Origin of the sequence: Microcystis wesenbergii FACHB-1317 (assembly GCF_014696875.1) — a bacterium.
Taxonomy (GTDB): domain Bacteria; phylum Cyanobacteriota; class Cyanobacteriia; order Cyanobacteriales; family Microcystaceae; genus Microcystis; species Microcystis wesenbergii_A.
Genome location: NZ_JACJQV010000156.1, coordinates 60,422 through 86,416 on the forward strand (window position 1 = coordinate 60,422; position 25,995 = coordinate 86,416).

A 25,995-nucleotide genomic window follows, 5' to 3' on the forward strand; every position below is an offset into this window, starting at 1 on the left:
ATAGTATTAAGTGGCAAGTTCAGAGCTTTCTTTTCACTGATTAATGTTTACTGGTTACTGTTCACAACAAAAAGCTCCCCCACTCCCTGCACTTTCCCCACCGGTGGGTGAGTGCGGGTGGGGACTGATGCCGGTTAGTTCAACTCACAACCAATTCTAAGCTTCCACTAAACGAAAAGCTGCACCTAAACCGACAGCGATCTCATCGGGAGAAATTTTCCCATCATGGTTAATATCGATCGCATCGAATACCGCATCGGTTCCCGCCCATTCTTCCCGGGTGATGAAACCATCCCCATCATGATCATAGACTCGGAAAATATCTTCGGCGGCGTGTTCTAGGGTTGACTGACCTTCCAACTGGGTTAAACGTTGAATCAGCAATTGTTCCAATAATTCCAAAGCTTTGGTAAAACCTTGAATACCTTCCGTTAGTTTTTCGGAAGCCATGGCATCTTCGGCGTGCATTTTCTCAAAAGTCGCTTGATCCATGGCAATTTTGAGAATATCAAGGGTTGCGGCCTGGTCTGGATCGAGCTTACGGGGTAAATCGGCTTCTGTCTCTTGCAATTGTTCGAGCAGTTTCGGAGAAATGGTTAAAAGATCACAACCGGCTAACTCGCAAATTTCACCGATATTGCGGAAACTTGCCCCCATAACTTCGGTTTTATAACCAAACTTTTTATAGTAGTTATAGATCTGGGTAACGGATTGGACTCCGGGATCTTCAGCACCAACGTAGTCTTTACCAGTTTCTTTTTTATACCAATCGAGAATCCGACCGACAAAGGGAGAAATTAAGGTTACTCCCGCTTCCGCACAGGCGATCGCCTGATGAAAACCGAATAATAGGGTTAAATTACAGTGAATTCCCTCTTTTTCGAGGACTTCTGCGGCTTTAATCCCTTCCCACGTCGAGGCAATTTTAATTAAGACTCTTTCTCTAGAGATACCCGCTTGTTCATACTGGGAAATGAGATAACGGGCCTTGTCGATGGTAGCTTGGGTATCGTAGGAAAGACGAGCATCCACTTCGGTGGAGACGCGGCCGGGGACGATTTGCAGGATTTGCAGACCAAAACCGATCGCTAGGCGATCGAAAGCTAATTTGGCCACATCTTCTGGGGTGGCCTGCTTTCCCAATTCTTTTCTGGCCGCTTGCAGGGTTTGATCGACAATCGGCCGATATGGGGGCATTTGGGCCGCGGCCGTGATCAGGGAGGGGTTAGTGGTGGTATCCTGGGGTGTAAAAGCTTCGATCGCTTGGATATCGCCGGTATCGGCAACAACCACTGTAAATTCGCGTAATTGTTCTAGTAGGGTTTTAGCCATAACTTCTCCAGATGCGTGTTAACGCAAGACTTTATCTGGATCTTAGCGATTCGATCGAGAGGAAGGGGAAAATTCCCGATTGATTTAATTCCCAAGCACAGACCTGGCCAAAGTAAGGATGAGCCGGGGAATCTTTTAGCCACTCCTTGCCCAAAGTCCTTTATTTGTGATAGTATTAGTGATTGTGTCGATTTAATAAAACGGAGTTTATGCCCAAGCTAAAAACGCGAAAGGCGGCGGCCAAACGATTCGAGGCCACGGGAAGCGGCAAAAAAATCAAACGTCGCAAAGCCTTCAAAAATCATCTACTCGATCATAAAAGTGCCGAACGCAAGCGCCGTCGTTTGTCCCAGATTACCCTAGTGGACGAGCGCGACGAGAAGGAAGTGCGCTTAATGTTGCCCTATTTGTAAATTTTCCAGAAAAATCGTCTAAAGGATTATCATGTCTAGAGTAAAACGGGGGAATGTCGCCCGCAAGCGACGCAAAAAAATTCTCAAATTAGCCAAAGGTTTTCGCGGTTCTCACTCGCGCTTATTCCGTACAGCTAACCAACAGGTAATGAAGGCCTTGCGGAATGCCTATAGAGACCGTCGCAAACGTAAACGCGATTTTCGTCGTCTTTGGATTACCCGCATTAATGCCGCTGCTCGTCAACAGGGCATCAGTTACAGCCAACTGACCGGACAATTAAAGAAAGCTAATATCCTCCTCAATCGGAAAATGTTGGCCCAATTAGCCGTCCTCGATCCCGTCGCTTTTGCTAAAGTGGTAGAAACAGCCAAAGGATAATTTAGCCCCAAGCATGACGGAAACTTGGCAAACGATTCAATTCCCCAGTTCAGAAAGTGCGATCGCTTTAGCGGGTCATCAAGAAGCTAACCTCAAATTGATAGCCAGGCAAACTGGGGCGAATTTAGTCCTCAGAGGCATGGAATTGCGGATTGCGGGGCAACCGACCCCGGTGGAGCGTGCCACAGCGATTGTGCGCTCCTTAAGTATTTTATGGCAAGAGGCCAAGTTAATCGCCGAAGCCGATATTATGACCGCTATCCATGCCCTCGATACGGGGCGTTCTAGCGAGTATAAAGAACTACAGCAGGATATTTTGGCTCGTACCCGTCGCGGGGAGCTAATTCGGGCAAAAACCTTCCGTCAGCGTCAATATATCCAAGCGATTCAAAGTCACGATATCACCTTTTGTATTGGACCGGCTGGCACGGGGAAAACCTTTTTAGCCGCCGTTTTAGCCGTACAAGCTCTATTAGAAGATAAAGTAGAACGGATTATCCTCACCCGGCCGGCCGTGGAAGCGGGGGAAAAATTAGGCTTTCTCCCGGGGGATTTACAGCAAAAAGTCGATCCTTTTTTGCGTCCCCTCTACGATGCTTTATACGAATTTATCGAAGCGGCCAAAATTCCCGACCTGATGGAACGGGGTAAAATCGAAATCGCTCCCTTAGCTTATATGCGGGGACGAACCCTAGCTAATGCTTTTGTTATCGTTGATGAGGCCCAAAATACCACCCCAGCACAGTTAAAAATGGTCTTAACTCGCTTGGGATTCGGTTCGCGCATGGTAGTAACTGGAGATGTCACCCAAACCGATTTACCGCAACAACAAGAATCGGGGTTAATTGCCGCTCAAAAAATCCTAAAATCAGTAGAAGGGATCGCTTTTTGTTACCTATCCCGGGCCGATGTGGTGCGTCATCCCCTAGTACAAAAAATTGTCTCAGCCTACGAACAGCAAGAAAAATAACAGATTATGGATATTAAAAATGGTTTCGTCGATGCGGTGGGTAATACTCCCCTAATTCGTCTCAATAGTTTTAGCGAGGAAACCGGCTGCGAGATTCTCGGTAAGGCCGAATTTCTTAACCCCGGTGGTTCGGTCAAGGATCGGGCCGCTTTATATATTATCCAAGAAGCGGAAAAAGCTGGGACTCTCCAACCGGGGGGAACCGTTGTCGAAGGAACCGCCGGCAATACTGGCATCGGTTTGGCCCATATCTGCAATGCTAAAGGTTATAAATGCCTGATTATCATTCCCGATACCCAATCCCAAGAGAAAATCGACCTCTTAAGAACCCTTGGCGCGGAAGTGCGTACTGTTCCCGCCGTTCCCTACCGAGATGCCAATAATTACGTTAAATTATCGGGGAGATTGGCCAGGGAGATGGAAAATGCTATCTGGGCCAATCAATTCGATAATCTGGCTAATCGTCGCGCTCACTACGAAACCACTGGCCGGGAAATCTGGGAACAAACCGACGGTAAAATTGATGCTTGGGTGGCTGCCACGGGAACCGGGGGAACCTACGCGGGGGTGGCGATGTTTTTAAAAGACCAAAATCCGCAGGTGCGTTGCGTGGTGGCGGATCCGATGGGTAGCGGTTTATATAGTTATGTGAAAACTGGGACAATTACCCTGGAAGGTAGTTCAATTACTGAAGGGATTGGTAATAGTCGTATTACGGCTAATATGGAAGGCGCACCCATAGATGATGCCATTCAAATTGATGATCCCACTGCCATCAAAGTTGTTTATCAACTATTACAAAAAGATGGTTTATTTATGGGAGGTTCTGTGGGTATTAATGTTGGTGCTGCGGTAGCTTTAGCTAAACAAATGGGGCCAGGCCACACCATAGTTACTGTTCTTTGTGATGGTGGATCCCGTTATCAATCTCGTTTATATAATCCTCAATGGTTGGCTGAGAAAGGATTGGCTTAAATTGTTGTTAGGGTTAAGTCAGCCTTCAGCTAGATTAAGGCGATGAAACCCGAATCTTACAGGACAATAAAGAATTATCCCAGCGGGGATTAGTGGAGATAATGGTAGGGGTAGGGCAACAATTAGCGAAGGGAGCAAGGGAAAATGAGGCACGATTTTGGGCAAGCAATTAAGACAAGATAGATAACAATACTGATAACTATCATTATTAGGAGAATCATCAGATGTCAGTTACTATTGAACAGTATCTCAAAGAAATTTTAGGTTCAATTAATCAGAAGTTGGATAATCTACAAAAAGATGTTATGGATATTAAAATAGTACAGGCAAGATTAGAGGAAAAGGTGGACGCTTTAGAAAAAGATATTGAAGGGGTAAAAGAAGATACAAAAGAATTAAAAGGCTCTCAGAAAGCCCAGATTTGGACGTTAATCGGCATCTTGGGAACAGCTTTAATAGGAACAGTTATTCGCTATATTATTCTCCCTTTTCCTCAATCATAATTAAGACAATGAATTTTGAACCGCCTTCTGCAACAGTTATTCCTCAAATTGCAGAAAATCACTGTACGGGCGAAGCATTTGGGCAATAACTTATCGCTGAAATCCTAGATTTTTTATCCGAATGCTTCGCCCCTACCCCGGGCAATAAACTAATAACCTTCGCCTATTATCCCTGTGATAAAATTACGATAATCTCCCCATTAAATCCCTGTACGGGCGAAGCATTTGGGCAATAACCTATCGCTGAAATCCTAGATTTTTTATCCGAATGCTTCGCCCCTACCCATCAATTCCCCATCTACCACGCCATGAATGAACAACGCACCCAAGCTTATCTAAACCTGATTAATCAGCTATTATCCTGCAATGATGGCGATGAACCCCGCATTGTGCAGAAAAATCAGGAATTGCTGGATGAGGGGTTGGTACAGGTAATGGTAGCAGTAGCGCAATGCTTAGGTGATGTTATACTAATAATAGTCTTGCCCAAATTTTTATTAAGGACGGGATGATCTTAAAAATATGCAATATCAAGTCAATCTCAAGCAATCAGAAGAGGTATATGCCGTTCATTCAAAATCGACAAATTGGGTTTTGGGTTTTATTGTCGATGTAGTCGGGGATGAGCATTTTATTCTTATTGAGTATTGATTGAATTTAAAAGTAATTTGAGATCATCATCTTCATTTTCAGGCTTTAAATATAATGCACAAATTCGCTCAACATCATCGGCTAAAACTTGATTTTTTTGACACCAATCTTGAAGGCAAATATCACTTAAATTTTCAATAAAATCATGGTCAACATTAGCGGCTGGCGTACTTTCTTCACAGGCAATTTTATCTAAAATTTTAACAATATCAGGTTCAGCTAATTGTTTAGTCCTGGTATTATAAAAAATGCCGTGATAATTTTGCTTATGTAAAACTAATAGATAAAGTAAGGGATGTTTTTCTGAATATATTTTAGCACTAATTAAATCATCAGATAAAGTTTTTGCATAATCACGATTAAGTTGAAGTTTTGCTGTATGTTGATAATAAGGAGAAATATCTAAATCTGCTAAAGCATTAAGATTGATTTCCCCAGATTCAATCGTCACTTGAGATGCCATTTCAGAAATATTAATTTCTTGAGTTTCCGCAGTAGTTAAAACAGGTAAATCAATTACTTTTTTTGATTCTTGATGACGAGACATTAATTTTTTCCATCGTTTTTGAATTTCCACTAAATTACGATTTAGTTCAGTGTGACTATTCTTTTCGGTTAGTGTTGGCACAAAAGTATAAATGTGAACGATGCGAGGTAAATGCCAAAAACGTAAAATTCTTCCCGCTCTTTGAACTGGTGCGATCGGAGTCCAATCAATATCATAATTAATAACTACTGAAGCATCTTGCATATTGACACCAACACCATGGGCATCAGTCGAAATAAAAATATCATAATTTTCGGCAAATTTCTCGGTTGTTTTATTGGAGTGAGGAGCAAATTGTTTAATTAACTGTTCAATCTCTCTACTATCTTTCATCTGATATTTTTTTTCATCTTCGCTTTGCTCGATAGTATATGCAATTTTTAAAGAGGGAAAATTCTTTTCAAAGTGCTGAGAAAGATAAAAAACTGTAGCCCTTCTCTCACAAAAAATAATTACCTTTTGCTGTTTTTCTAATACCTGCTCTTTGATAAGGGCAGACAAAATTTGTAATTTTAGATCAAGGTTCTGATTAAGGTTTTGGTTGATTCGTTTCAGTTTAGCAATAATAGGTCTTAAAACATTTTCTCTATCTTCACGAGAAAACACAAATTCAAGTTTATGAAAATTAAAACTATTCTCACCGCCAGGAGTATCAGCAATCCTTTCTAAAACTCCTTGAAGTGAGAGGGGCGAACTTGCCCATGCAATTTTAACTGAACGATTAAATAAATCTTTAAACATGATATTTTTAGATTTAAGGTTAAAGTAGCCTTTGACTATTGCTTCAGTCAATTCATCTTGAAGAATAAGAGAAAAATTAATGCTATGAAGAATTATATTTGGCACATAATGTCTTTCTTCACCAAAATTAATATAGGTTTCTAATCCTTCCTTTTGACCATAATATTTAGCAACGTGAGGAGTTGTTAATTGACTAGCTACAGAAAGATTAATAAATTCATCTATATCGTTGATACACCAAGCATTAATATCTTTTTTTTCTTCTGTAAATAAATGATCCTGTTCTGGACACTTTTCCAAGAAATAGTCAAATTCTTGAGGTTTACTTTCGCAAGTGTGAGGAAGTAGATAAAGTTGATTATTGATATTTTCAATATCTTTAGTATAAGGTGAACCAGTTAAAAGTAAAACTTTAAGATTACCCTTTTTTACTAATTCTCTAAGTTTGATAAAAGCTAATCTTTCTTTTGGTTTTTTAGTCATATTAAATAAATCTTGTTTAAATCGATTTCTAAATTCTTGACTTTCATCAATAATTAATAACCAACGCTGATTTTTAATATCTTCTAAAATATCTTCAAATAATTCCAAGGCATGATCTTGTCTAGCATCTTTTTTATCAAACGTTTGCCGCACAAAATATTCACAGGGTAATCCCGCTTCCCGCATTTCTTTTTGCCAATTGCTGCGGACGGCTTTAGGTCCAATAACCATGATATTATCAATTAAATCTTCATCTCGTAAATGAAGAGCTACATGAACCGCTACAACAGTTTTGCCTAGTCCAGTTGAAGCAACCAGCATTGAGCCATCAAAGTTTTTGATCTGTCGTAAAGTTTGGGCAATCATGTCAATTTGGTAGGAAAGTGGCTTTTTAGAATATCTAGTTTTGGGAGGCTGGATATTTTCTAAAACCAACATAGTTTTGAGATAAATGTCCCAAGGTGCAGCAAACTGTAACCATTTTAGTAAAATTTCTAATAGTTCTTGAGTTAAATCTTTAGCCTCAGCAAAATAATCATCAAATTCTTTAACTAATGCAAGAACCTCTGTTTTATCAGTGATAATATTACCACCCTCAACTTGTTCTCTTAATCCTTTACCAGTTAAATTTGACGAAGTTTGAATTGCCGCTTTTTCATCACAAATGTAAAGTTTATTATGATGATCTTTGGCTCTGGCATCTACAATTCCAAACTGATTTGATTGTATTTTTTCTATAATATCAAGAACTGATTTTCTTCTATCTCTGTCTAATCCTATACGCACATCTCTCATTATTTCTTGAATTAATGCCATCCTTGCCCTTTGCTCTCCTGGATCATCTAAACCTACCAAAATATAGGTTTGTTTTCCTGTAGTATAACCCCGAACTAAATTCCAACCTTTAATCGTAAAAAAGCCTGTGGCAATGCGAATTTTTTGATTAGCTTCTTCTAAGTATTTTGTAATATATTCTATTGATTTACCTGATTCAAACCAGCTTAATCTGTTGTTATTTAAAGATTTTAATTCTTTCATATTAAACCTTCAATATCGAGATATATTCTGAATCGTAAGTCATAAGTCAGTAAGTCGGGAGCATCTCACCTTTGTAACCCCTAAATCAGGTTTTTATGTCAAGCTATTTTGAAAGCCTTGCTAGAAAACAGTTTTAGGATAAGTATAATTACTCACTTGCATAAATGAGATGCTCCCCGTAAGTCATAACTATTATAATCTCATTTCTCTTTGTGATCAAGTTGAAGATTTTCTAGTTTTTGACGGCTATAAGCATTAATACTCATTGCACAAGTGAGATGCTCTCTACTAAATCTGGTTATTAAAGACTGATTATTTATTCCCCTTTTTGCATGAGTGCATGATCAGAAAACGGGTTTCTCGGAGAAACCCGTTTTCTTTGCGTTACTCAACGGATTTAGTATTACTGATAGTCATTTAAACCACGACAAAATTAACTAATTTGCCCGGGACAACAATCACTTTTTTGATTTCCTTACCCTCTAAATAACGTTGGGCGATTTCCGATTCCAGAGCGAGGGTTTCTAGGGTGCTTTTATCGGCACTAGCGGGAACTTGTATCGTGCCTCTGGTTTTTCCCAAAATTTGGATGACAAGAGTAATCTCGTCCACAATAAGGGCAGTGGGATCAACTTTTGGCCAGGGTTGCAGGTGAATTGATTGGCTATGGCCTAAAGCTTGCCATAATTCTTCGCTAAGATGGGGAGCAAAGAGGGAAAGTAAGATTAATAGGGTTTCGATTCCTTCCCGATAAATGGGGGATGCAAAACACTTATTATCCCCTAAAGCGTTACTGAGTTTCATCAATTCGGAAATGGCGGTATTAAATTGATAATCTCCTTCTAAATCCTCGGAGATTTCTTTAATAGCGGTGTGAATTGCCCGTCTTAAATCCTTGTCAGTTTTCGAGAAAGTCTCTATTTTTTTAACTTGCTTGGGTTTATTTTCAATATACTCGCTGACTAAACGCCACACCCGATTAAGAAAGCGAAATTGTCCTTCTACCCCCGCATCTTCCCACTGTAAATCTTTTTCTGGGGGTGCAGTAAAAAGTATAAACATTCGGGCAGTATCGGCCCCATATTTTTCCAGGACTTTCAGAGGATCAACGCCGTTATATTTCGACTTAGACATTTTTTCAAAGAAGAAAGAAAGAACTTCTCCCGTGTCTTTATCGCAATATTTATCCTCTTTATAGATAACATTTTCTGCGGGGACATATTTGCCCGTTTCGGGATTTTTGTAGGTTAATCCCTGTACCATTCCCTGGGTTAATAGACGGTTAAAAGGTTCATCGACATTAACTAAACCTCGGTCTCTTAAAACTTTGGTAAAGAAACGAGAATAGAGTAAATGTAGAATAGCGTGTTCGATTCCTCCGACGTATTGATCCACGGGCATCCAATCATTAACCTTCTCGAATTGAAAGGGTATATCTTCATTTTTAGCATCGGTATAACGGAGGAAATACCAACTAGAATCGATGAAAGTATCCATGGTGTCGGTTTCCCGTTTTGCGGGAGTGCCACAGCGAGGACAATCCACATTTACCCAGTCTTCTAATTTGGCTAAAGGAGAAGCACCTCGACCGCTAAATTCGACATTTTCCGGTAAAGTAACGGGTAAATTATCGATAGGTACTGGCACGGTTCCACAGTGGGGACAGTGGATAACTGGAATCGGACAACCCCAATATCTTTGACGGGAAATTAACCAATCCCGGAGGCGATATTGTATTCTAGCTTTGCCGTAACCTTGGGCAGTGGCATAATCAATAATAGCGGTTTTTCCTTCTTGGGAATTCAGTCCATTAAATTGAGCGGAATTAATCATAATTCCCGCTTCTGTATAGGCCTCTTTTAACTCAATTTCGCCACTTTCTGGAGTAATAACTATCTTAATTTGCAGGTTATTTTCCTGAGCAAATTTAAAATCGCGACTGTCGTGAGCCGGGACTCCCATCACTGCACCAGTACCGTATTCGTAGAGGACATAATCAGCAATTAAAATCGGAATTTCTGCACCAGTAAAAGGATTAATTGCCACTCCTCCGGTTTTAATACCGCGTTTGGGTTTATCTTCGGCAGTTCTTTCTAATTCGCTTTCGCTGGCTATCTCTTGAATAAAAGTTTCTACGGCCGATTTTTGTTCGGGAGTGGTAACTTGTAAAGTTAAGGGATGTTCGGGAGCAAGTACCACATAAGTGACTCCATAAACCGTATCGGGACGAGTGGTAAAAACGGCAATTTTTTCTGGGGAATTAACAAGAGGAAATTCTAAATAAGCACCTACCGATTTACCAATCCAGTTGGCCTGCATGGTTTTAACCCGTTCTGGCCAACCGGTAAGTTTATCTAAATCAGTGAGTAATTGTTCGGCATAATCGGTGATTTTTAGGAACCATTGCCGGAGTAATTTTCTTTCTACTTTAGCACCCGATCGCCAAGATTTTCCTTCACTATCTACCTGTTCATTGGCCAAGACAGTTTGATCGATAGGATCCCAATTCACTGCCGCTTCTTTTTGGTAGGCTAATCCCGATTCAAAAAACTGTAAAAATAGCCATTGGGTCCAACGATAATATTCTGGGGAACAGGTGGCAACTTCTCTTTCCCAATCGATAGATAATCCTAACTGTTGTAATTGCCGTTTCATCTGGGCAATATTTTGATCAGTCCATTTTGCCGGAGGAACTCCCCTTTCAATAGCGGCATTTTCTGCGGGTAATCCGAAAGCATCCCACCCCATGGGATGCAGCACGCGATAACCCTGCATTCTTTTCAGACGGGCAATCACATCGGTGATAGTATAGTTGCGAACGTGACCCATGTGCAGGTTGCCCGATGGATAGGGGAACATGGAGAGGGCGTAAAATTTCGGTTTATCGGCGTTTTCTGGGGTTTTGTCCAATCCCATTTGCTGCCAAATCTTCTGCCATTTCTGTTCGATTTCTGCGGGGTTGTACGGCACTGGGGTCTTTTCTCCTGAGTTGTATCTATCCCTCCCATTTTACAGCAGCCGGCTGGCGGCAATTGCCAGTCTTGGGGTTATCTATCTTGCCAAAAATCCTATGGGTTTTAGTGGTTAATTTTCCCGGGGAATATTAAACCTCTTGCATAATTAACTTTTGAGGGTTCAAAAACCTCAAAAATAAGGATTAAATCGCATAAAATCTGTAAATAGACCATTTAACTGATTATTATTCATTCTTAATTCTCCTGACTACTGACTACTGGCTACTGACTCCTAACCCTAACAACAATTTTTGATTTTTACCAGAGGTTAACAGCCGTTCGACTTCACCCAATAGTTACTTGACTGGTATCGACGCTGGTTGCCCCATGGACTTTACTGGCAATGGCCACCATTTTATTTAAAGTCGCCTGATTGGAAACCGCACCCTTTAGTACAACTTTACCACCAGTTTGAGCGACCCACAATTTGTCTTCATCAGCTAAATCCGGTGTCTCGTCAAAAGCTAAAACTACTCGTTTAGCTAGTCCGCTTTCGTCGTATTTTCCATCTAATCCGACTCTTTCGGCGGGAATATCCGCAGCAGCGGCTTTCCCTGCGATCGCACTAGCGGCATCTGCCGGTTTATCTAAGCCGAAAATTCTTTTTAACCAATCCATTGCTAACACTCCTGATTGAGTCCTGTCCTAAAACCCCAATTTCTTTAAGAGGGATTTCGTTGAAACGATGTGTCGATCTAATCCTAAACGATCGGGACTGACTCCGAGCGCTAAAGCGACTAATTGGGAAAAATGTAACACGGGTAAACCTAAACTTCGATCGATCGCTTTTGCCACTTCCGGTTGTCGGGAATCAAGATTAAGATGGCATAAAGGACAAGGGGTGACTAAACAATCGGCCCCCGCTGCCATCGCCTCTAAAATGTGTTTTCCTGCCATTTGGAACGATTGGGTGGTGGCATAACTGGACAGGGGCCAACCACAGCATTGAGTGCGTCCTTGATAATAAATCGGATTTGCTCCCACGGCTCGAAAGACATTTTCTAGGGATTCCGGCTGAAAGGGATTATCGTAGGGAAGAGTATCCTGGGCGCGCAGGAGATAACAACCATAAAAACCGGCACAATTTAAGCCTGATAAGGGACGAATCACCTTGGCTGCCAGATTATCTAGGCCATAATCGCCGACAATTGCCCAGAGTAGGTGCTTAACCGTCGTCGTACCTTGGTAGGGGGAACAATGTTCTTTCTGTAAATAATTATTAACTTCCTCAACATAATTGGGATTATTATGCTTTGCTTCCTTCAAGCGCTCGTCCACATGACCGATCACCCCTTGACAGGTGCTACAGTGAGTCAACAGGGGTAAATTGAGGGCTTCCGCTAGGGCAATATTGCGCGCATTGACGGCATCTTCCAAGAGTTGCGAATCTTCCTTATAGGTTCCCGAACCACAACAGGCAGCTTTTTTGAGTTCGACTAAATTAATCCCCAAAGCTTCCGTCAGGGCTGCCGTCGATAAATATAGTTCCCGACAGGCACCTTGAGCGACACAACCGGGAAAATAAGCATACTGGAGATTTTTGACTGTCATGGATTCTAGGAAATTACTACTCATTGCCTATCTACCATCTTGGCTCCCTTCCCCCCTGTCATCACTAAAGTCATGGAATTTCTTAACAGACAGTCTTTTGTGAGCTGCTCCGAACAAGTGTACAGTAGTTTGTCCCTAGAAATAATATCCAAAAAGGAGGAGAGCCATCTCAATAGTATAGTGGCTCTCCTTGAGAAAAATTGTTGTCCTCAGGAGTCGGTTGTACAAATGGGAATCTGCCTGGTCAAGAGGTGATTTACGGGTAGAATTGAGATTGTAGCCGAGAAATTACGGCGAGAAACGCTATTTTGTCGGCTTACGCCGCTTGGGGGAGAGTGATAACAGCATCAAAGTCAGCACGGCTAGAGAAAATCGAGAGAACCCGATCGAGTTGGGTTAATTCAAAGATAATCTTGACTGAAGGTGGAATAGAACAGATATTGAAGGATTTTTCTTGACTTTGAGCCAGACGAAAGGCGGTAACTAAAGCCATTAATCCGGCACTGTCGAGGAACTCCACCCTGCTCATATCCACGAGAAAAGTGATCGAGCTGCTCCGGTTAACCAGATTGGCGAGCTGCTCTTGAAATTCTAGGACGTTAGCGGCGGTAATATAGCCACTTGGCTCAAATAGAGCAATTTCTGGGACTTTTACAGGACTTTTCATGGCTGGGCTTTGAAATTCATAAATGAACCTTTTAACTGGAAATCAGATACCGCTATTATGTCCTAACTTTCTGATTTTGTAACCTTGGTCTTGAGCAATTTTCTCTCTCCCGAGCAAGATTAATCTTTTTTAAATCTTTCCCCCTGTAGGAAGGAACCACTTTTAGGTTAACCTTGTAATCTGGGCAGTAAAGAGAAACAGTGATCAGGACTGACTAGGGTAAACATCAGGGGAAAATCGTTAGGTTTAAGCTCTAATCCCGAATGACTGATGATGACCCAGCATTCTACCAGTATTTTTGCTAAAATAAAGTAAAGCAGGATACGAAAACTAGATTTATTGAACTAGAGTAATAAAATTGTGGATACCCAGCCGACTATCCGCCAATTAGTGGAAAAAGCCCTATATTATCGTCAAATCACGCCAGAAATCGAGAACGGAATTAATGAAATACTCGGTCGTCTTGGCTATGTTTCTGATGTGGATTATGAGGCCCTAGAGTTACTCATGGATGAAATGGACGAGTGCCGGATTAATCTGGTTCCGCGTCGGTAACTTCAGTTATCAGTGGTTGTGAGTTTTCAGTTATTGGCGGTCGAGAAGGTCGTCGCCGACCTCCCCTCCCATTCAGAACCGTGCATGAGACTTTCACCTCCCACGGCTCCTAGTTTGACTGTTCCATTGTTAGGGATACAGCTTGTCTTAGCCCCTTGCAATATCCTCTTTTGGAGCTTAAAAACGTATCGTTGAACTTTCACCCAATTGATAGCTTTCCATAACGCTCTGCTGCCACTCTCGCAAAATCCCTGTCAACTCATAAGTGCTGAAACGGCTCCCTCGGATTTCGTGGGTAAAATGTATTCTAAGATACAGTTCTGCTGGCGAGCCAGTGGAACGAACCAGAAAGACACAAAGGACACAAAGATCGATCGCTCCTATATAAGTTAAACTGGTCGCAACGCGCTCGCTACGCGAGATCACACAAAGAATAAGAGAGCCCTGCAACTCTTATTTCCCCTTCCAGTGCTGCCTTGGTTTCTAACAACAACTCGGAAATTTAGTTTCTATCAGTTATTGTCCGCCGGAAAGCTTGCCCAGAAAGAAAGCTAGGGTTTAGAGGTAATCAGGACTTTCCCAGAGTCCCGAAAGAGCGATAGCTATGGCGGTGTCTGACCATTAATTATACCCGATCACCTATCCAATCCATAAATGTTATGGCATTCTTAATGCAAATCTCCAACGTCCACAGCCATTGCCAACTAAAGAACGGGTTGCTAACCCAAATACTTGATTGTGAAGAACATGGGCATTTTCATCATCAATGTAATCTACAAAACAATAGACATGATCGAGGTCAGTGCTACTTGGCCCACTTACACAGATGTCTCCTGGCTTCAAACTATCCATAGAGGTAATTTTTGTCCAGTTATGACTTAATGCCCACTCAACAAATTTATCTACATTGACTGATGGAAGGGTGTCTAGTGTAGGATGAGGTAGTTCGCATAAATGCAGACAACTAACTTGATGAGCAACACAACCATTTGTTACAGCATTAGTTGACCATTGTGTTGGAATATCATCAATAAACCATCGTTCAACTTCACGTCGAACAGCTTGATAGTTATTTTTAAAGAAAGTCACAAATTTCTGAGCAGAATCGGGGCGATTCGCTGTGAAATCTGGACAATCTGGAATAGGTTTATTTGCTGCAACTAAAGCTGTATGAGCATTAGGAAAAGCCTGAAGAAACCCGATTAATGATTCCTTGGTTGTATAAAAACGTGTGTATTTTGCTTCTGGGCCTGCATAAGCAGTAATGGCGGGGGTTCCATTCTCTGAACGGTTAAGTTCTAGCCAAGTGATAGAGTTCTGAACCTCTGATGGATTTGGTGGTGTGGTTTCTCCAAATAAAGTTTTGCCGTAGGCTTGAATTGTTTCAAAGTTTAGCGTTTGAGCAAGGTTTGATGATCCGGGAATGACCTCATAGGTTACGCCATGAGGAATCCCTGAAACAATTTTTGTATGTTCATTATTCCAAGGATTATGGCCTAGTGCTTCGACGGTTGCAATAGAAGCCTCTCCAGTAATTTCATCAGGACCAACATCAGCGTAAATAGCATAGACAGTCTTATTTTTGTAAGAGACTTTGGCAATATCGCCAAGTTGACAGCTTACATTGGTTACTTCTTTCCAGTTCCCTGGTAAGACATAGTAAGGAATGATTCTTGCATTCACATAATCACCGTCGCCTTTCCAGCCATTGTCTCTGCCTAGAGCAGTCTGAAGTTGACCTGAACCGTCTATTTGGACTGCATCGGGACTACCATCTGCGTCTGTATCAGCATCAGCCGTGATCAGGACGTGGCCGTTATCTAAAACAACAACGACAGGATTAGAAGAATTATCTCCGCCGTTTTTCCATGAATGGTTAATATCTCTTGACATAGAACCTCTCTTCGATGTCTTGACTAAATTTCTGATGTGTTAGGGGTATAACTATTAATCATACCCCTCCCCGCAGTCGAGCAACCTCCTCTATCCTACTATCCCACTTCCATCGGTCTAACACCCCCTTAACTAAGGCGGTTTAATCTCCTCAATTGGGGCATAATTACCTTAGAGGGTAGTCTAGCGCCCCACCCAAGTGGTATCTAGCACATTTAAGGTAAAGGCGAAATTAAAAATTGTTGCTATCGTAGAGCCAAACGTCTAGAATGGTCATTAATTTTTGTGAATGGTCGGGTCTTCTAACCGAGGGCATTGACGAAAAACACATTGTATCTGTCCTAGAGGCACTATGAAAAAGCTTAAGCAATACTGGACTGCTGAAGCACTGGAAAAAGACTTAGGCGATCCTCTCAATCCCGATAACCCTCTATCCTACAAGCGGGTGATCGAAATTGATGAGAGCGAAGAATTTCCCCACGAGGAAATTCGCTGGTTATACGACTGGAAACTCCAACACTACTACATTCCCACGGATTGCGGCGGTGAATTTACCTCCTTTGAGGAATTTGTCGCTTTTGTGCGGGTACTGTCTCGACGGGATCAAACTATCGGCATCGCTTTTACTACCCTATTCTGGTCGTTTTTAAACTGGATGGCGGGAACCCCAGAACAGAAACAGAAGCTCGCCCGTTTTATCATGGATGACTATGGAGCGATGTGTCTGGGTTACTCGGAAAAGGAACACGGTAGCGATCTGATCAATGGTGATCTGACCGCGACGAAGGTGGAAGGAGGTTATATTCTCAATGGTGAGAAATGGCCGATTAACCGGGCGACTATCTCTGGAATTTCCTTTATTTTGGCGAAAACCGATGCTAACGGCGGGCCGAAGTGTTTAACCCTATTTATGGTGGATAAACGGCAATTAGACCCCGAAAAATACTATAATTTGCCGAAAATATACACCCATGGCGTGCGGGCCTCGGATATGAGTGGCATTGGTTTTAAGGATTGTTTTGTCCCCGATTCCATGCGTTTACGGGAGGAGGGAGACGGTTTAGAATTAGCCCTGAAAGGTTTCCAAATTACCCGAATGTTGTGCGCTGCTTTTTCCCACGGGGCAGCCGATACCGCTTTAAGAACTACCCTCGGTTTTGCCGTTAATCGGGTAATTTATCAGAAAACTGTGATGGATTTGCCCCAACCCCGGCGCACTCTCGTGGATGCTTTCCTTGACATCCTCATTTGTGATTGCGAGACGATTCCGTCCGCGAGAGGTTTTCATATTATCCCCGAACAGTTTAGCGTCTGGGCTTCGGTGGTAAAATATTTTGTTACTGTCCGTCTGGAGGAGATGGTTAATAGTGTTTATGTGGTCTTGGGATCGCGTTTTTATATGCGAGAAGAACACGAATTCGGCATCTTCCAGAAGCTACTGCGAGATAATTCGATTATCAGTATGTTTGACGGCAGTTCGATCGTCAATCTTCATGCTTTAATCCTACAATTGCGTCCTTTAACCAAATATCGGGCTAAACGCAACTCGCGCACTATGTCAGCGTTAAAAAGCCGTTTAGAGGCGATTTTTAGCCTAGAAAAGTCAGTTCCTCCCTTTGAACCCAATAATTTAGAATTATTTGGCCGGGGAATGGATGATTCCCTACAGGGTTTAGAGATTGCCCTTGATATGCTGGAGGGATTGAAAGATTCTCAGGAGGTGGACCTGGAAGTATTAGAAAATCTATTGATGTTGGGTAATTTAGTTTTAGAGGAACTAAATGCTCACGATGAACAGATTAGTCAATCGAAATTCGAGTATGGTCACGACCAATCACCCGAATTGTTCGAGATTGCCAAGAAATACTGCACTTTACACGCCGCTTCTGCTTGTTTACACACTTGGCTTTATAATCGTTCCATCTTGGGTGAATTTTTTGCCCGGGGGGAATGGTTGGTGTTGAGTTTACACCGATTACTGCGAACTCTGCGGCCGCTGCCTTACACTCTATCTGAGGTGTATGTAGAAAATGTTGCCCAGGAATTGCTGAAATTATATCGAGAAAATCAACATTTTTCGATCGCACCTTTTCAATTAGCCCATTCACAAACTACCGAGGAAAAAACCCATGAACTCCAACTCCAATCTTAATAATCTGGTACAAAATTGGTTAGTTAAACAGTTAGCCGATCAGTTATCTTTGGATGCAAAAACGATTAATGTGACTGAACCTTTAACCCGTTATGGTTTAGATTCGATCGATGCGGTAACGATGGTGGGTGATCTAGAAGATTGGGTCGGTCAAGAGTTACCTTCTACCCTTTTCTGGGATTATTCTACTATTGAAAAAGCGTCTCTTTTCCTAGTAGAAAACTACGATCTTTCTAATCTTTCTGGTGAGGAAACCCCCGCAGAAGTTGCCCCCGTCGCTGAAAAAGCTGAACCGGCCGTTAGTGGTGGCAAAGGTTGGAGTTTATTCGGTCGTCGTTAATTTTAGGTGTAGGGTGGGTTAGGCGAAGACAATTTATGCTAGGGAAAATTATCTAGTATTCGCCGTAACCCACCTAATATTAGTTATCAATTGGCTCTGTTCTCTACTCACCAGTATAGGAATTGCTAAGTACCTAAACAAAATTAATTACCCATTTCTCCGTAAAGCAACAATCGCTGTATTTCTTTTCTGTTGCCCGTTCCGCAGTTCTGGAGTTCCCTCTCACCACTAGGAAATTTATTTTGTACGACTACTTATAAATTGAAATATACAAAAAAGGGCGCTCAATTGAGCGTCCTTTTCTCCTACTAAATAACAAAAATTATCTCAAGATATACACCAGTAAAAACAGGATAATCCAGACCACATCGACGAAATGCCAGTATAATTCTGCCGCTTCGACACCAAAGTGAGATTGACTAGAATAGTGGTCTTTTTGACGAGAACGCCAGAGGACCGATAGAATTAGCACTAAACCAAAAGTAACGTGGAGACCGTGGAATCCGGTTAAGGCATAAAAAGCGCTGGTGAAAACATTAGTTGTCAGACCGAATTCAGCGTGATAATATTCGTATCCTTGACCACAAAGGAAGATAATTCCCATCAGGGCAGTAATGCCGAACCACAATTGTAAACCGGCATTATTGTTTTGTTTAATCGCCTTTTGTCCTATGTGCATAACAAAACTACTGGACACCAGAATAATCGTGTTAATTGTCGGTAGGGTTAATTCTAATTCGGGCGTGCCGGCGGGGGGCCAAACGGGTAACATGGTACGGTAGAACAAGAAAGCGGCAAATAAGCCTAAAAAGATGGAACTTTCCGCCACTAGAAACAAAACCACACCGAATAAGCGATGATCCGGGTGGCCATGATGTCCGTGTTCCACCGTTTCCTGATGATAATTGACAGAGAGTTGAGACTCTTCGAGCGTTGAACCTTGCATGATTGAATGTCCTTAGTTTACACGGGAGACGGGGAGCTTTTTTTCAGTGATCAGTGGGAAGTGGGAAGCTTTTTTTCAGTGATCAGTAAACAGTGAACTGATAACTGATAACTGATAACTGATAACTGATAACTGATAACTGATAACTGATAACTGATAACTGATTATTGGGATTCAGCGCCCACTTCAGCGAGGAGATCCTGTACTGATTCCGCTGCTTCTGATTCTTCCATATCAATACCGTAATCGTAGGGGCCGGACCAAAGAATCGGCATTTCCTCGAAATTCTCGATAATTGGGGGAGAGGAGGTTTGCCATTCTAGGGTTAAAGCGCGCCAAGGATTACGGCCGGCGGGTTGACCTTTAAAGGCACTCCAGACCATATTAATAGCGAAGGGAATACTCGATATACCGAGAATATAAGCCCCTGCGGTACTAAGAACATTTAAACCCTGAAACTGCACATCATACAGGGCAATACGACGGTTCATACCCAATAATCCCAATTCGTGCATCGGCATGAAAGTTAAATTCAAACCGATAAAAGTGAGAACAAAGTGGATACGACCGAGAGTTTCGTTATACATCCGTCCGGTCATTTTCGGGAACCAATGGTAAACGGCAGAAAATAGGGCCATTGCCGTACCACCAAATAGTACATAATGGAAGTGACCGACGACAAAATAGGTATCGTGGACGTGGATATCGAAGGGAACAGAAGCCAACATAATCCCAGTCAAACCACCGATGAGGAAGGAAGACAGGAAACCGATCCCAAATAATAAAGACGTATTGAGACTAAGTTTACCCCCCCAAAGGGTGGCACACCAACTAAAGATTTTAATGCCCGTGGGAACGGCGATTAACATAGTTGCCGCCATGAAAAACATCCGTAACCAGCCGGGGGTGCCGCTGGTGAACATATGGTGGGCCCAAACGATTAAACCCAAGAAACAGATGGTGAGACTGGAATAGGCGATCGCTCGATAACCAAAAATCGGTTTGCGGGCATGAACTGGTAATATCTCCGATATCGTGCCGAAAAAGGGCAAAATCATGATATAAACAGCAGGATGGGAGTAAAACCAGAACATATGCTGATAAACCACCGGATCGCCGCCGCCGGCGGGATTAAAAAAGCTCGTGCCGGCGATTAAATCAAAGGACAAGAGAACGAGAGCAGAAGCGAGAACGGGGGTGGAAAGCAGTACCAGAGTCGAGGTGGCCAGCATTGCCCAACAAAATAGCGGCATACTGTACAAATCCATCTCAGGAATCCGCATTTTCAGGATCGTGGTGATGAAATTAATCGAGCCTAAAATCGAAGAAGTCCCGATCAATAAAAGGCTCAAAATCCACAATTCTTCGCCCCATTTGCCGCTAATTAAGCTTAAAGGTGGGTAGGAAGTCCAACCGGACTGGGGTGCGCCGACAAAGAAACTGGATAATAATAGCAGCCCGCCGGGGGGATTAAGCCAGAAAGCCACAGCGTTAAGACGAGGAAAAGCCATATCTTCCGCCCCAATCATCAGGGGAATGAGATAATTGGCAAAACCTGCCCCAACTGGAACGATCCAAAGGAAGATCATGATCGTTCCGTGCATGGTCATGAATTGGTTATATAGTTCTGGGGAGACGAAATCGGGGTCGGGAGTGGCTAATTCCGTCCGCAGCACTTCCGCAAAAGCACCGCCAATAAAGAAGAAAAGAAAGGCAGTCACCAGATATTGAATCCCGATGACTTTATGATCGGTGCAGAAAGTAAAGTAATCGGTCCACTTGCGGTGGTGGATCACCTCGGGAACGGTTGCTGGGGTGGTTATTTCCGTTGATGCTGTCATAAGGCCAAGATTTTAGATGACAAGAAAAATTACATTTGCTGCTGATGGGCAACTTGGGCGAGGATTTCACCGTTTATGCCCATTTCTTCGGTGTAGGGGGTCAAATATTGACTATCAGAGCGATCTTTAGCGGTCATAGCTACGGTTCGATCGCTGTCAACTTCGGCGATTGTGTTATCCTGCACCCATTGGTCGTAATCGGCTTGGGAGTGAACTACAAAGCTAGATTTCATGCCGCCGTGATAGGCCCCGCAAAGTTCCGCACAAATGATCGGATATTGACCAATTTGGTTGGATGTGAACGATAAAACCGTTTCCTGTCCGGGGATAACGTCCTGTTTTAGACGCAATTGGGGAACCCAGAAAGCATGGATCACATCCCCTGCTTCCATATTCAGTTGCACGGGACGATTGACGGGAGCGTGCAGTTCTCCGGAAACAATGCCGGTTTCGGGATAGGTGAAGATCCAAGCGTATTGAATACCTTTAACATTGACCACTAGGGGGGGAACTCCTTCACCATCGTAGGAATTGCCGATACCTAGGGCTACTCTGCGATCGCCGCCCAGGGCCATCATCGTGCCGTGGTGATGACCGTGGTGGGCGATTTCTCCTTTGCCACCCTTGGAAATCAAGGGATCGAGTCCGCCGATATTGTTATAAATCTCGAAGCTATAGACGGCAAGGATAAAAACGATTACCGTCGGGATGGCTGTCCAGAAGATTTCTAGGGGGACATTGCCCTCCACCGCCGGTCCGTCGGTTTGATCCCCCGGTTTACGGCGAAAGCGAATCACTATATAAATGATCACGCCTTCAACTATTAAAAATAGTCCCGTGGCGATGGTCATCATCAGATTAAAGATATTATCTATCTCCTGAGCATCTTCGGAAGCGGCCACAGGCATTAAGCCATGATTTTGGCCATACCAGAGACTAATTAAGGTCAAGGCGATCCCGAGTACGAGCGTCAGGATACTGCTGGGAATTTTCACGGTCTTTTCAATATTTTTAATAGTGGCTACTTATTCAAGGCTAAAACATGATTCCCCTATAGATGGGAAATTTAACCAGCATCTTCTGAGAATTTTATCTTTTCTTTGGGATCGTTTTCAGGGAAAGTATTTAAAATAACTAATTTTTATGTTTTATTCTGAGTTTATGTAAACAAATGTAACGGAAATGGCCAGAAATCTAAAGAATATCTAAAAGGTTTTACCAGTCGTAAAAAAACTCATTCACAGTGATAACTAACTGGCAAACCAAGCCATGGTCTTTGATGACAGACTCCTTGAGAACAGGCAAACCGATGACCGAATCTGTTTTTAACCCAACACCCCTAAGAGAAACCGGCCCTATTCAGGTGTGGATGCGCCGCTTAGTCTGGAAAATTGCGATCGCTACTTTCGCCCTCATGGTAGTGGGTGCTGCCACCAGAGTTATGAACGCCGGTTTAGCTTGTCCCGATTGGCCGCTGTGTTACGGTCAATGGATTCCCAGTCAGCAGATGAATCTACAGGTATTTCTGGAGTGGTTTCATCGTCTCGATGCCTCTTTGATCGGGTTTAGTACGCTCGCTCTCGTCGGTCTGTCTTGGTGGTACCGTCGCCATCTTCCCCCTTGGCTGTTCCCCTCTGCGATCGCTGCCTTGGCTTTAATTCTCCTGCAAGGAGTCCTGGGAGGATTAACCGTGACCCAATTACTGCGATTTGACATCGTAACGGCCCATTTAGCCACAGCTTTGCTCTTTTTTGCCACCCTAATCGTCATTGCTATTTGTCTGACTCCCTACCGTGGCACAGGTACAGTCGGGAAACTAACTGGGATGGGAATGGTCGCCACTGGTCTAGTTTATCTGCAATGTCTCCTCGGCGGTCTCGTCGGTTCCCGTTGGGCTGCCCATCAGTGTTTAACGGTTTCCCAACTCTGCACCGTGATGAATAGCCACATTATCGGGGTTTTTCCCGCCACTATCTCGGTGTTAACCCTAGTTTTCTTCGCTTGGCGAGCTGCCGCTATCCATCCTCTCCTCAAAAAACTAGCTTTTAGCGCCGGGGGATTAGTTGCCCTACAGGTGTTTTTGGGCGTTGCCACCCTGAAACTGCATCTACAGGTGGAACCCTTAACCATTACCCACCACAGCATCGGTGCGCTATTGGTGGGAACCCTCGTCGCTTTTACCACTTTCGCCCTTCGCGATCGTTCTTTCGCTCCCATAAGCCATCTCTAAGGATTTAATCACGATGACTGGAACTCAAGCCCTTCGCCACCACGATAATTTTTTACAAGTCGCTAAAAGTTATTATCAACTCACTAAACCGCGAATTATTCCTCTACTGCTGATTACCACGGCCGCTGCCATGGAAATCGCCTCTAAAGGTCAGGTTTCCCCCCTCTTACTCTTTCTTACTCTCCTCGGTGGCACTCTCGCCGCCGCCGCCGCTCAAACCTTAAACTGCATCTATGATCGCGACATCGATCACACCATGCTTCGCACCCGCGCCCGTCCTATTCCCTCCGGCCGCGTGCAACCCCTCCACGCCCTCATTTTTGCCCTCGTTTTAGCTTCCCTTTCCCTAGCACTTTTTGTCTTTTTTGTCAATACTTTGAGCGGATTTTTAGCAATGACCGGCATCGCATTTTATATGCTGATTTATACCCATCTGCTCAAGCGTCATAGTGTCCAAAATATTGTTATCGGTGGCGCGGCTGGCTCGATTCCTCCCCTCGTCGGTTGGGCGGCAGTAACGGGCGATCTCGGTTGGATTCCCTGGATTTTATTCGCAATTATTTTCCTTTGGACTCCCCCCCATTTTTGGGCTTTGGCTTTAATGATCAAGGATGATTATGCAGAAGTGGATATCCCGATGATGCCCGTAGTTAAAGGAGAAGAAGCCACTAGCGAGCAGATTTGGCTCTATACTTTAATCGTTGTTCCTTTCACTTTCCTCCTGATTTATCCCTTGGCTGCCTGTGGTGTGGTTTATGGTCTAGCGGCTTTGGTTTTAGGGTTTGTTTTCCTGAAAAAAGCTTGGCGATTAAAACAGAATCCTTTTGATCGAGACATGGCTCGATCGCTGTTTAAATATTCCATTCTTTACATGATGTTATTATGTACAGCTATGGTGATCGATAGTTTACCCATGACCTCTCGTCTCCTCGCTACAATTGCCAGTTTATTCTCCTGTAGTTAATCTCAGTTATCAGTTATCAGTTATCAGTTATCAGTTATCAGTTATCAGTTATCAGATGTGAGTTTTCAGTTCACTGATTACTGTTTACTGAAAAACCCCATCTCCCCAATTCATCATTCATAATTACCCCCGACTACTGATTACGACTGAGGGAGTTAATTCGCTCGATTAGTTGGGCTAAGATTTCTTGTAATTGTCGATCTTGATGTTGGGAAAGGTTGATTTTATCACAGCTATAAATAACGGTAGTGTGATCTTTGCCGCCAAATTCTTCGCCAATGCGCGGTAAACTTAAATCCGTGTGTTGACGCATCAAATACATCCCAATCTGTCGAGCAAAACTAATTTCTCGCCGGCGGGAATTTCCTTTTAGATCAGCGATGGAAAGTTGAAATTTTTCCGCTACTACCGCCATAATAATCTCAGGAGAAGTGGAAATTTTGGCCATTGGTGGATTTAAAACCGGCGCGATATTTTCTACCGTCATCGGCAATCCAGAGATAGAAATATAAGTAGTAGCTCGGATTAATGCCCCCTCTAATTCGCGAATATTAGAAGTATAATTAACGGCAATATATTCGATAACTTCTCGTGGGAGACGCAGATTTTCGTACTCGGCCTTTTTTTGTAAAATTGCCATACGAGTCTCGATATCTGGTGCTTGGATATCGGCGACTAATCCCATAGAAAAGCGAGAAATTAAACGATCCTGTAAACTGGGAATCTGTTTGGGGAGGCGATCGGAGGCTAAAACTACCTGTTTTCCCGCTTCGTGCAGGGTATTAAAGGTATGAAAAAATTCTTCTTGAGTGTATTCTTTTCCTTCAATAAATTGCAGATCATCCACTAATAATATATCGGCATGACGATAATGATTACGAAAACTTTCCATACTATCTTGACGGATAGCGGTGATTAAATCATTCGTAAATTGTTCCGTCGATACATAAAAAACCCTGGATTGGGGATATAATTCCAGACGATAATGACCGATCGCTTGCATTAAATGGGTTTTACCTAATCCCACACCACCACAGAGAAAAAGCGGGTTAAATTCCCTTCCGGGTAATTCCGCTACCGCTAAAGCGGCTGCGTGGGCCATGCGATTAGTTGGCCCGACAACAAAACGGGAAAAATTATATTTAGGGTTAAGTTGATTACCGGGGGATAATTCTAATTCTAAGCTAGTGTTGGGCTGGAAAATAGCGATCAAATCCCCCTGTTGTGCCGTTAGTTGAATCTCGACCGGATAACCGACGATATCCTCCACTACTTCGGCAATTGTTGACAGATAATTTTTCTGAAGATGGTTAAGAATAAAAGGATTGGCGGCCTGAATTACTAAGCGATCGTTTTGCCATTCTTTAACCGTCGCCGTTTGAAACCAAGTTTCAAAAGCGGGACGGGTTAATAGTAATTTTAGACGCTCTAGGAGATTATGCCAAAGTTGTTGGGCGCTGCTATCCACGGTTAATTTTGATTAACAAAGTTGCTCTAGTGCTGCTGCGGGGAAACCTTATCAGTTTAGCGAGATTTTGCCGCTCAAGATAAAATAATTTTCAGAGGGAAACAATTAATCTTTAGACAGATGACACAAGTTTTAACAATCACCCAATTAGGAAATCCAATTCTACAGCAAAAAGCACCGGAGATCGATAATTTTCTGGATTCTGACTGTCAAAATTTGATCGATTCCCTAGACCTCCTGCAAAAATAGGAACTGATTATGTAAAATAAAGTAAAACACTCAGAAAAACAATGACTTACGAAAAAGTAAAAAATTTGAATCCAGAAGAGTTTAAACGCTTTT

At 42.8% G+C, this 25,995-nt stretch carries 22 protein-coding genes and 1 pseudogene; 12 read left to right on the forward strand and 11 right to left on the reverse strand.

Annotated elements, in window-relative coordinates:
• Positions 1 to 156: 156 nt before the first annotated feature.
• Positions 157 to 1,332 carry a transaldolase gene (locus H6F92_RS13640; protein ID WP_190358332.1) on the reverse strand — a complete coding sequence of 392 codons (1,176 nt, stop codon included), beginning with the start codon at positions 1,330 to 1,332 and terminating at the stop codon, positions 157 to 159.
• 209 nt (positions 1,333 to 1,541) lie between these two features.
• Between H6F92_RS13640 and rpmI the strand changes: the two genes are divergently transcribed.
• The 6 genes from rpmI to H6F92_RS13670 all read left to right on the forward strand — a co-directional run bounded on the left by rpmI (position 1,542) and on the right by H6F92_RS13670 (position 5,084).
• Complete coding sequence (rpmI, locus tag H6F92_RS13645) at positions 1,542 to 1,745, forward strand: 50S ribosomal protein L35 (protein WP_002740108.1); 204 nt, start codon at positions 1,542 to 1,544, stop codon at positions 1,743 to 1,745.
• Between the two features lie 31 nt (positions 1,746 to 1,776).
• Positions 1,777 to 2,124 carry a 50S ribosomal protein L20 gene (rplT, locus tag H6F92_RS13650; protein WP_046661759.1) on the forward strand — a complete coding sequence of 116 codons (348 nt, stop codon included), beginning with the start codon at positions 1,777 to 1,779 and terminating at the stop codon, positions 2,122 to 2,124.
• 13 nt (positions 2,125 to 2,137) lie between these two features.
• Positions 2,138 to 3,094, forward strand: coding sequence for a PhoH family protein (locus H6F92_RS13655; RefSeq protein ID WP_190358334.1), 957 nt, complete (start codon positions 2,138 to 2,140; stop codon positions 3,092 to 3,094).
• Positions 3,095 to 3,100: 6 nt separating this feature from the next.
• Positions 3,101 to 4,069, forward strand: coding sequence for a cysteine synthase A (locus tag H6F92_RS13660; protein WP_190358336.1), 969 nt, complete (start codon positions 3,101 to 3,103; stop codon positions 4,067 to 4,069).
• Positions 4,070 to 4,293: 224 nt separating this feature from the next.
• Entirely contained in the window at positions 4,294 to 4,572 is a 279-nt protein-coding gene (locus H6F92_RS13665; RefSeq protein WP_190358338.1) for a hemolysin XhlA family protein, read from the forward strand.
• Between the two features lie 308 nt (positions 4,573 to 4,880).
• The gene (locus H6F92_RS13670) at positions 4,881 to 5,084 is read left to right on the forward strand and encodes a hypothetical protein (protein WP_190358340.1); all 204 of its coding nucleotides are present in this window, start codon (positions 4,881 to 4,883) and stop codon (positions 5,082 to 5,084) included.
• Positions 5,085 to 5,209: 125 nt separating this feature from the next.
• Here H6F92_RS13670 and H6F92_RS13675 read toward each other — a convergent pair whose 3' ends face one another.
• The 5 genes from H6F92_RS13675 to H6F92_RS13695 all read right to left on the reverse strand — a co-directional run bounded on the left by H6F92_RS13675 (position 5,210) and on the right by H6F92_RS13695 (position 13,264).
• Positions 5,210 to 8,032, reverse strand: coding sequence for a helicase-related protein (locus H6F92_RS13675; protein ID WP_190358342.1), 2,823 nt, complete (start codon positions 8,030 to 8,032; stop codon positions 5,210 to 5,212).
• A 417-nt stretch (positions 8,033 to 8,449) separates the two neighbouring features.
• Positions 8,450 to 11,002 (reverse strand): leucine--tRNA ligase, encoded by a 2,553-nt coding sequence (gene leuS, locus H6F92_RS13680; protein WP_190358344.1) that lies wholly within the window; start codon positions 11,000 to 11,002, stop codon positions 8,450 to 8,452.
• Between the two features lie 329 nt (positions 11,003 to 11,331).
• The gene (locus H6F92_RS13685; RefSeq protein ID WP_190358346.1) at positions 11,332 to 11,664 is read right to left on the reverse strand and encodes a BON domain-containing protein; all 333 of its coding nucleotides are present in this window, start codon (positions 11,662 to 11,664) and stop codon (positions 11,332 to 11,334) included.
• A gap of 27 nt (positions 11,665 to 11,691) precedes the next feature.
• Entirely contained in the window at positions 11,692 to 12,621 is a 930-nt protein-coding gene (locus H6F92_RS13690; RefSeq protein ID WP_190358349.1) for a CoB--CoM heterodisulfide reductase iron-sulfur subunit B family protein, read from the reverse strand.
• A 292-nt stretch (positions 12,622 to 12,913) separates the two neighbouring features.
• Positions 12,914 to 13,264 carry an STAS domain-containing protein gene (locus H6F92_RS13695; RefSeq protein ID WP_190358351.1) on the reverse strand — a complete coding sequence of 117 codons (351 nt, stop codon included), beginning with the start codon at positions 13,262 to 13,264 and terminating at the stop codon, positions 12,914 to 12,916.
• 360 nt (positions 13,265 to 13,624) lie between these two features.
• On the opposite strand from H6F92_RS13695, the gene H6F92_RS13700 reads away from it, so the two are divergent.
• Positions 13,625 to 13,819, forward strand: coding sequence for a hypothetical protein (locus H6F92_RS13700; RefSeq protein WP_190358353.1), 195 nt, complete (start codon positions 13,625 to 13,627; stop codon positions 13,817 to 13,819).
• 657 nt (positions 13,820 to 14,476) lie between these two features.
• Here H6F92_RS13700 and H6F92_RS13710 read toward each other — a convergent pair.
• Positions 14,477 to 15,712, reverse strand: a complete 1,236-nt coding sequence (locus tag H6F92_RS13710; RefSeq protein ID WP_190358355.1) for a glycoside hydrolase family 75 protein — start codon at positions 15,710 to 15,712, stop codon at positions 14,477 to 14,479.
• Between the two features lie 352 nt (positions 15,713 to 16,064).
• On the opposite strand from H6F92_RS13710, the gene H6F92_RS13715 reads away from it, so the two are divergent.
• Positions 16,065 to 17,864: an acyl-CoA dehydrogenase family protein gene (locus H6F92_RS13715; protein ID WP_190358357.1), complete on the forward strand. Its 1,800-nt coding sequence runs from the start codon at positions 16,065 to 16,067 to the stop codon at positions 17,862 to 17,864.
• Complete coding sequence (locus H6F92_RS13720; RefSeq protein WP_061432189.1) at positions 17,842 to 18,204, forward strand: acyl carrier protein; 363 nt, start codon at positions 17,842 to 17,844, stop codon at positions 18,202 to 18,204. Before H6F92_RS13715 ends, H6F92_RS13720 begins: the two co-directional genes overlap by 23 nt.
• A 322-nt stretch (positions 18,205 to 18,526) precedes the next feature.
• Here the strand turns inward: H6F92_RS13720 and H6F92_RS13725 are convergent, their stop codons facing one another.
• The 3 genes from H6F92_RS13725 to H6F92_RS13735 all read right to left on the reverse strand — a co-directional run bounded on the left by H6F92_RS13725 (position 18,527) and on the right by H6F92_RS13735 (position 21,986).
• A complete protein-coding gene (locus H6F92_RS13725; RefSeq protein WP_158202237.1) occupies positions 18,527 to 19,150 on the reverse strand; it encodes a cytochrome c oxidase subunit 3 in 624 nt (207 codons plus the stop codon).
• Positions 19,151 to 19,314: 164 nt separating this feature from the next.
• On the reverse strand, positions 19,315 to 20,991 hold the full coding sequence (gene ctaD, locus H6F92_RS13730) for a cytochrome c oxidase subunit I (RefSeq protein WP_046663287.1): 1,677 nt from the start codon (positions 20,989 to 20,991) through the stop codon (positions 19,315 to 19,317).
• Between the two features lie 29 nt (positions 20,992 to 21,020).
• Complete coding sequence (locus tag H6F92_RS13735; RefSeq protein WP_190358359.1) at positions 21,021 to 21,986, reverse strand: cytochrome c oxidase subunit II; 966 nt, start codon at positions 21,984 to 21,986, stop codon at positions 21,021 to 21,023.
• 314 nt (positions 21,987 to 22,300) lie between these two features.
• On the opposite strand from H6F92_RS13735, the gene H6F92_RS13740 reads away from it, so the two are divergent.
• On the forward strand, positions 22,301 to 23,221 hold the full coding sequence (locus tag H6F92_RS13740) for a COX15/CtaA family protein (protein ID WP_190358361.1): 921 nt from the start codon (positions 22,301 to 22,303) through the stop codon (positions 23,219 to 23,221).
• Between the two features lie 13 nt (positions 23,222 to 23,234).
• Positions 23,235 to 24,185 (forward strand): heme o synthase, encoded by a 951-nt coding sequence (locus tag H6F92_RS13745; protein WP_190358363.1) that lies wholly within the window; start codon positions 23,235 to 23,237, stop codon positions 24,183 to 24,185.
• A gap of 133 nt (positions 24,186 to 24,318) precedes the next feature.
• Here H6F92_RS13745 and dnaA read toward each other — a convergent pair whose 3' ends face one another.
• On the reverse strand, positions 24,319 to 25,653 hold the full coding sequence (gene dnaA / locus H6F92_RS13750; RefSeq protein ID WP_190358365.1) for a chromosomal replication initiator protein DnaA: 1,335 nt from the start codon (positions 25,651 to 25,653) through the stop codon (positions 24,319 to 24,321).
• Positions 25,654 to 25,773: 120 nt separating this feature from the next.
• On the opposite strand from dnaA, the pseudogene H6F92_RS26565 reads away from it, so the two are divergent.
• Positions 25,774 to 25,884, forward strand: a pseudogene (locus H6F92_RS26565) (peptide deformylase); the annotation flags it as partial.
• Between the last annotated feature and the right edge of the window lie 111 nt (positions 25,885 to 25,995).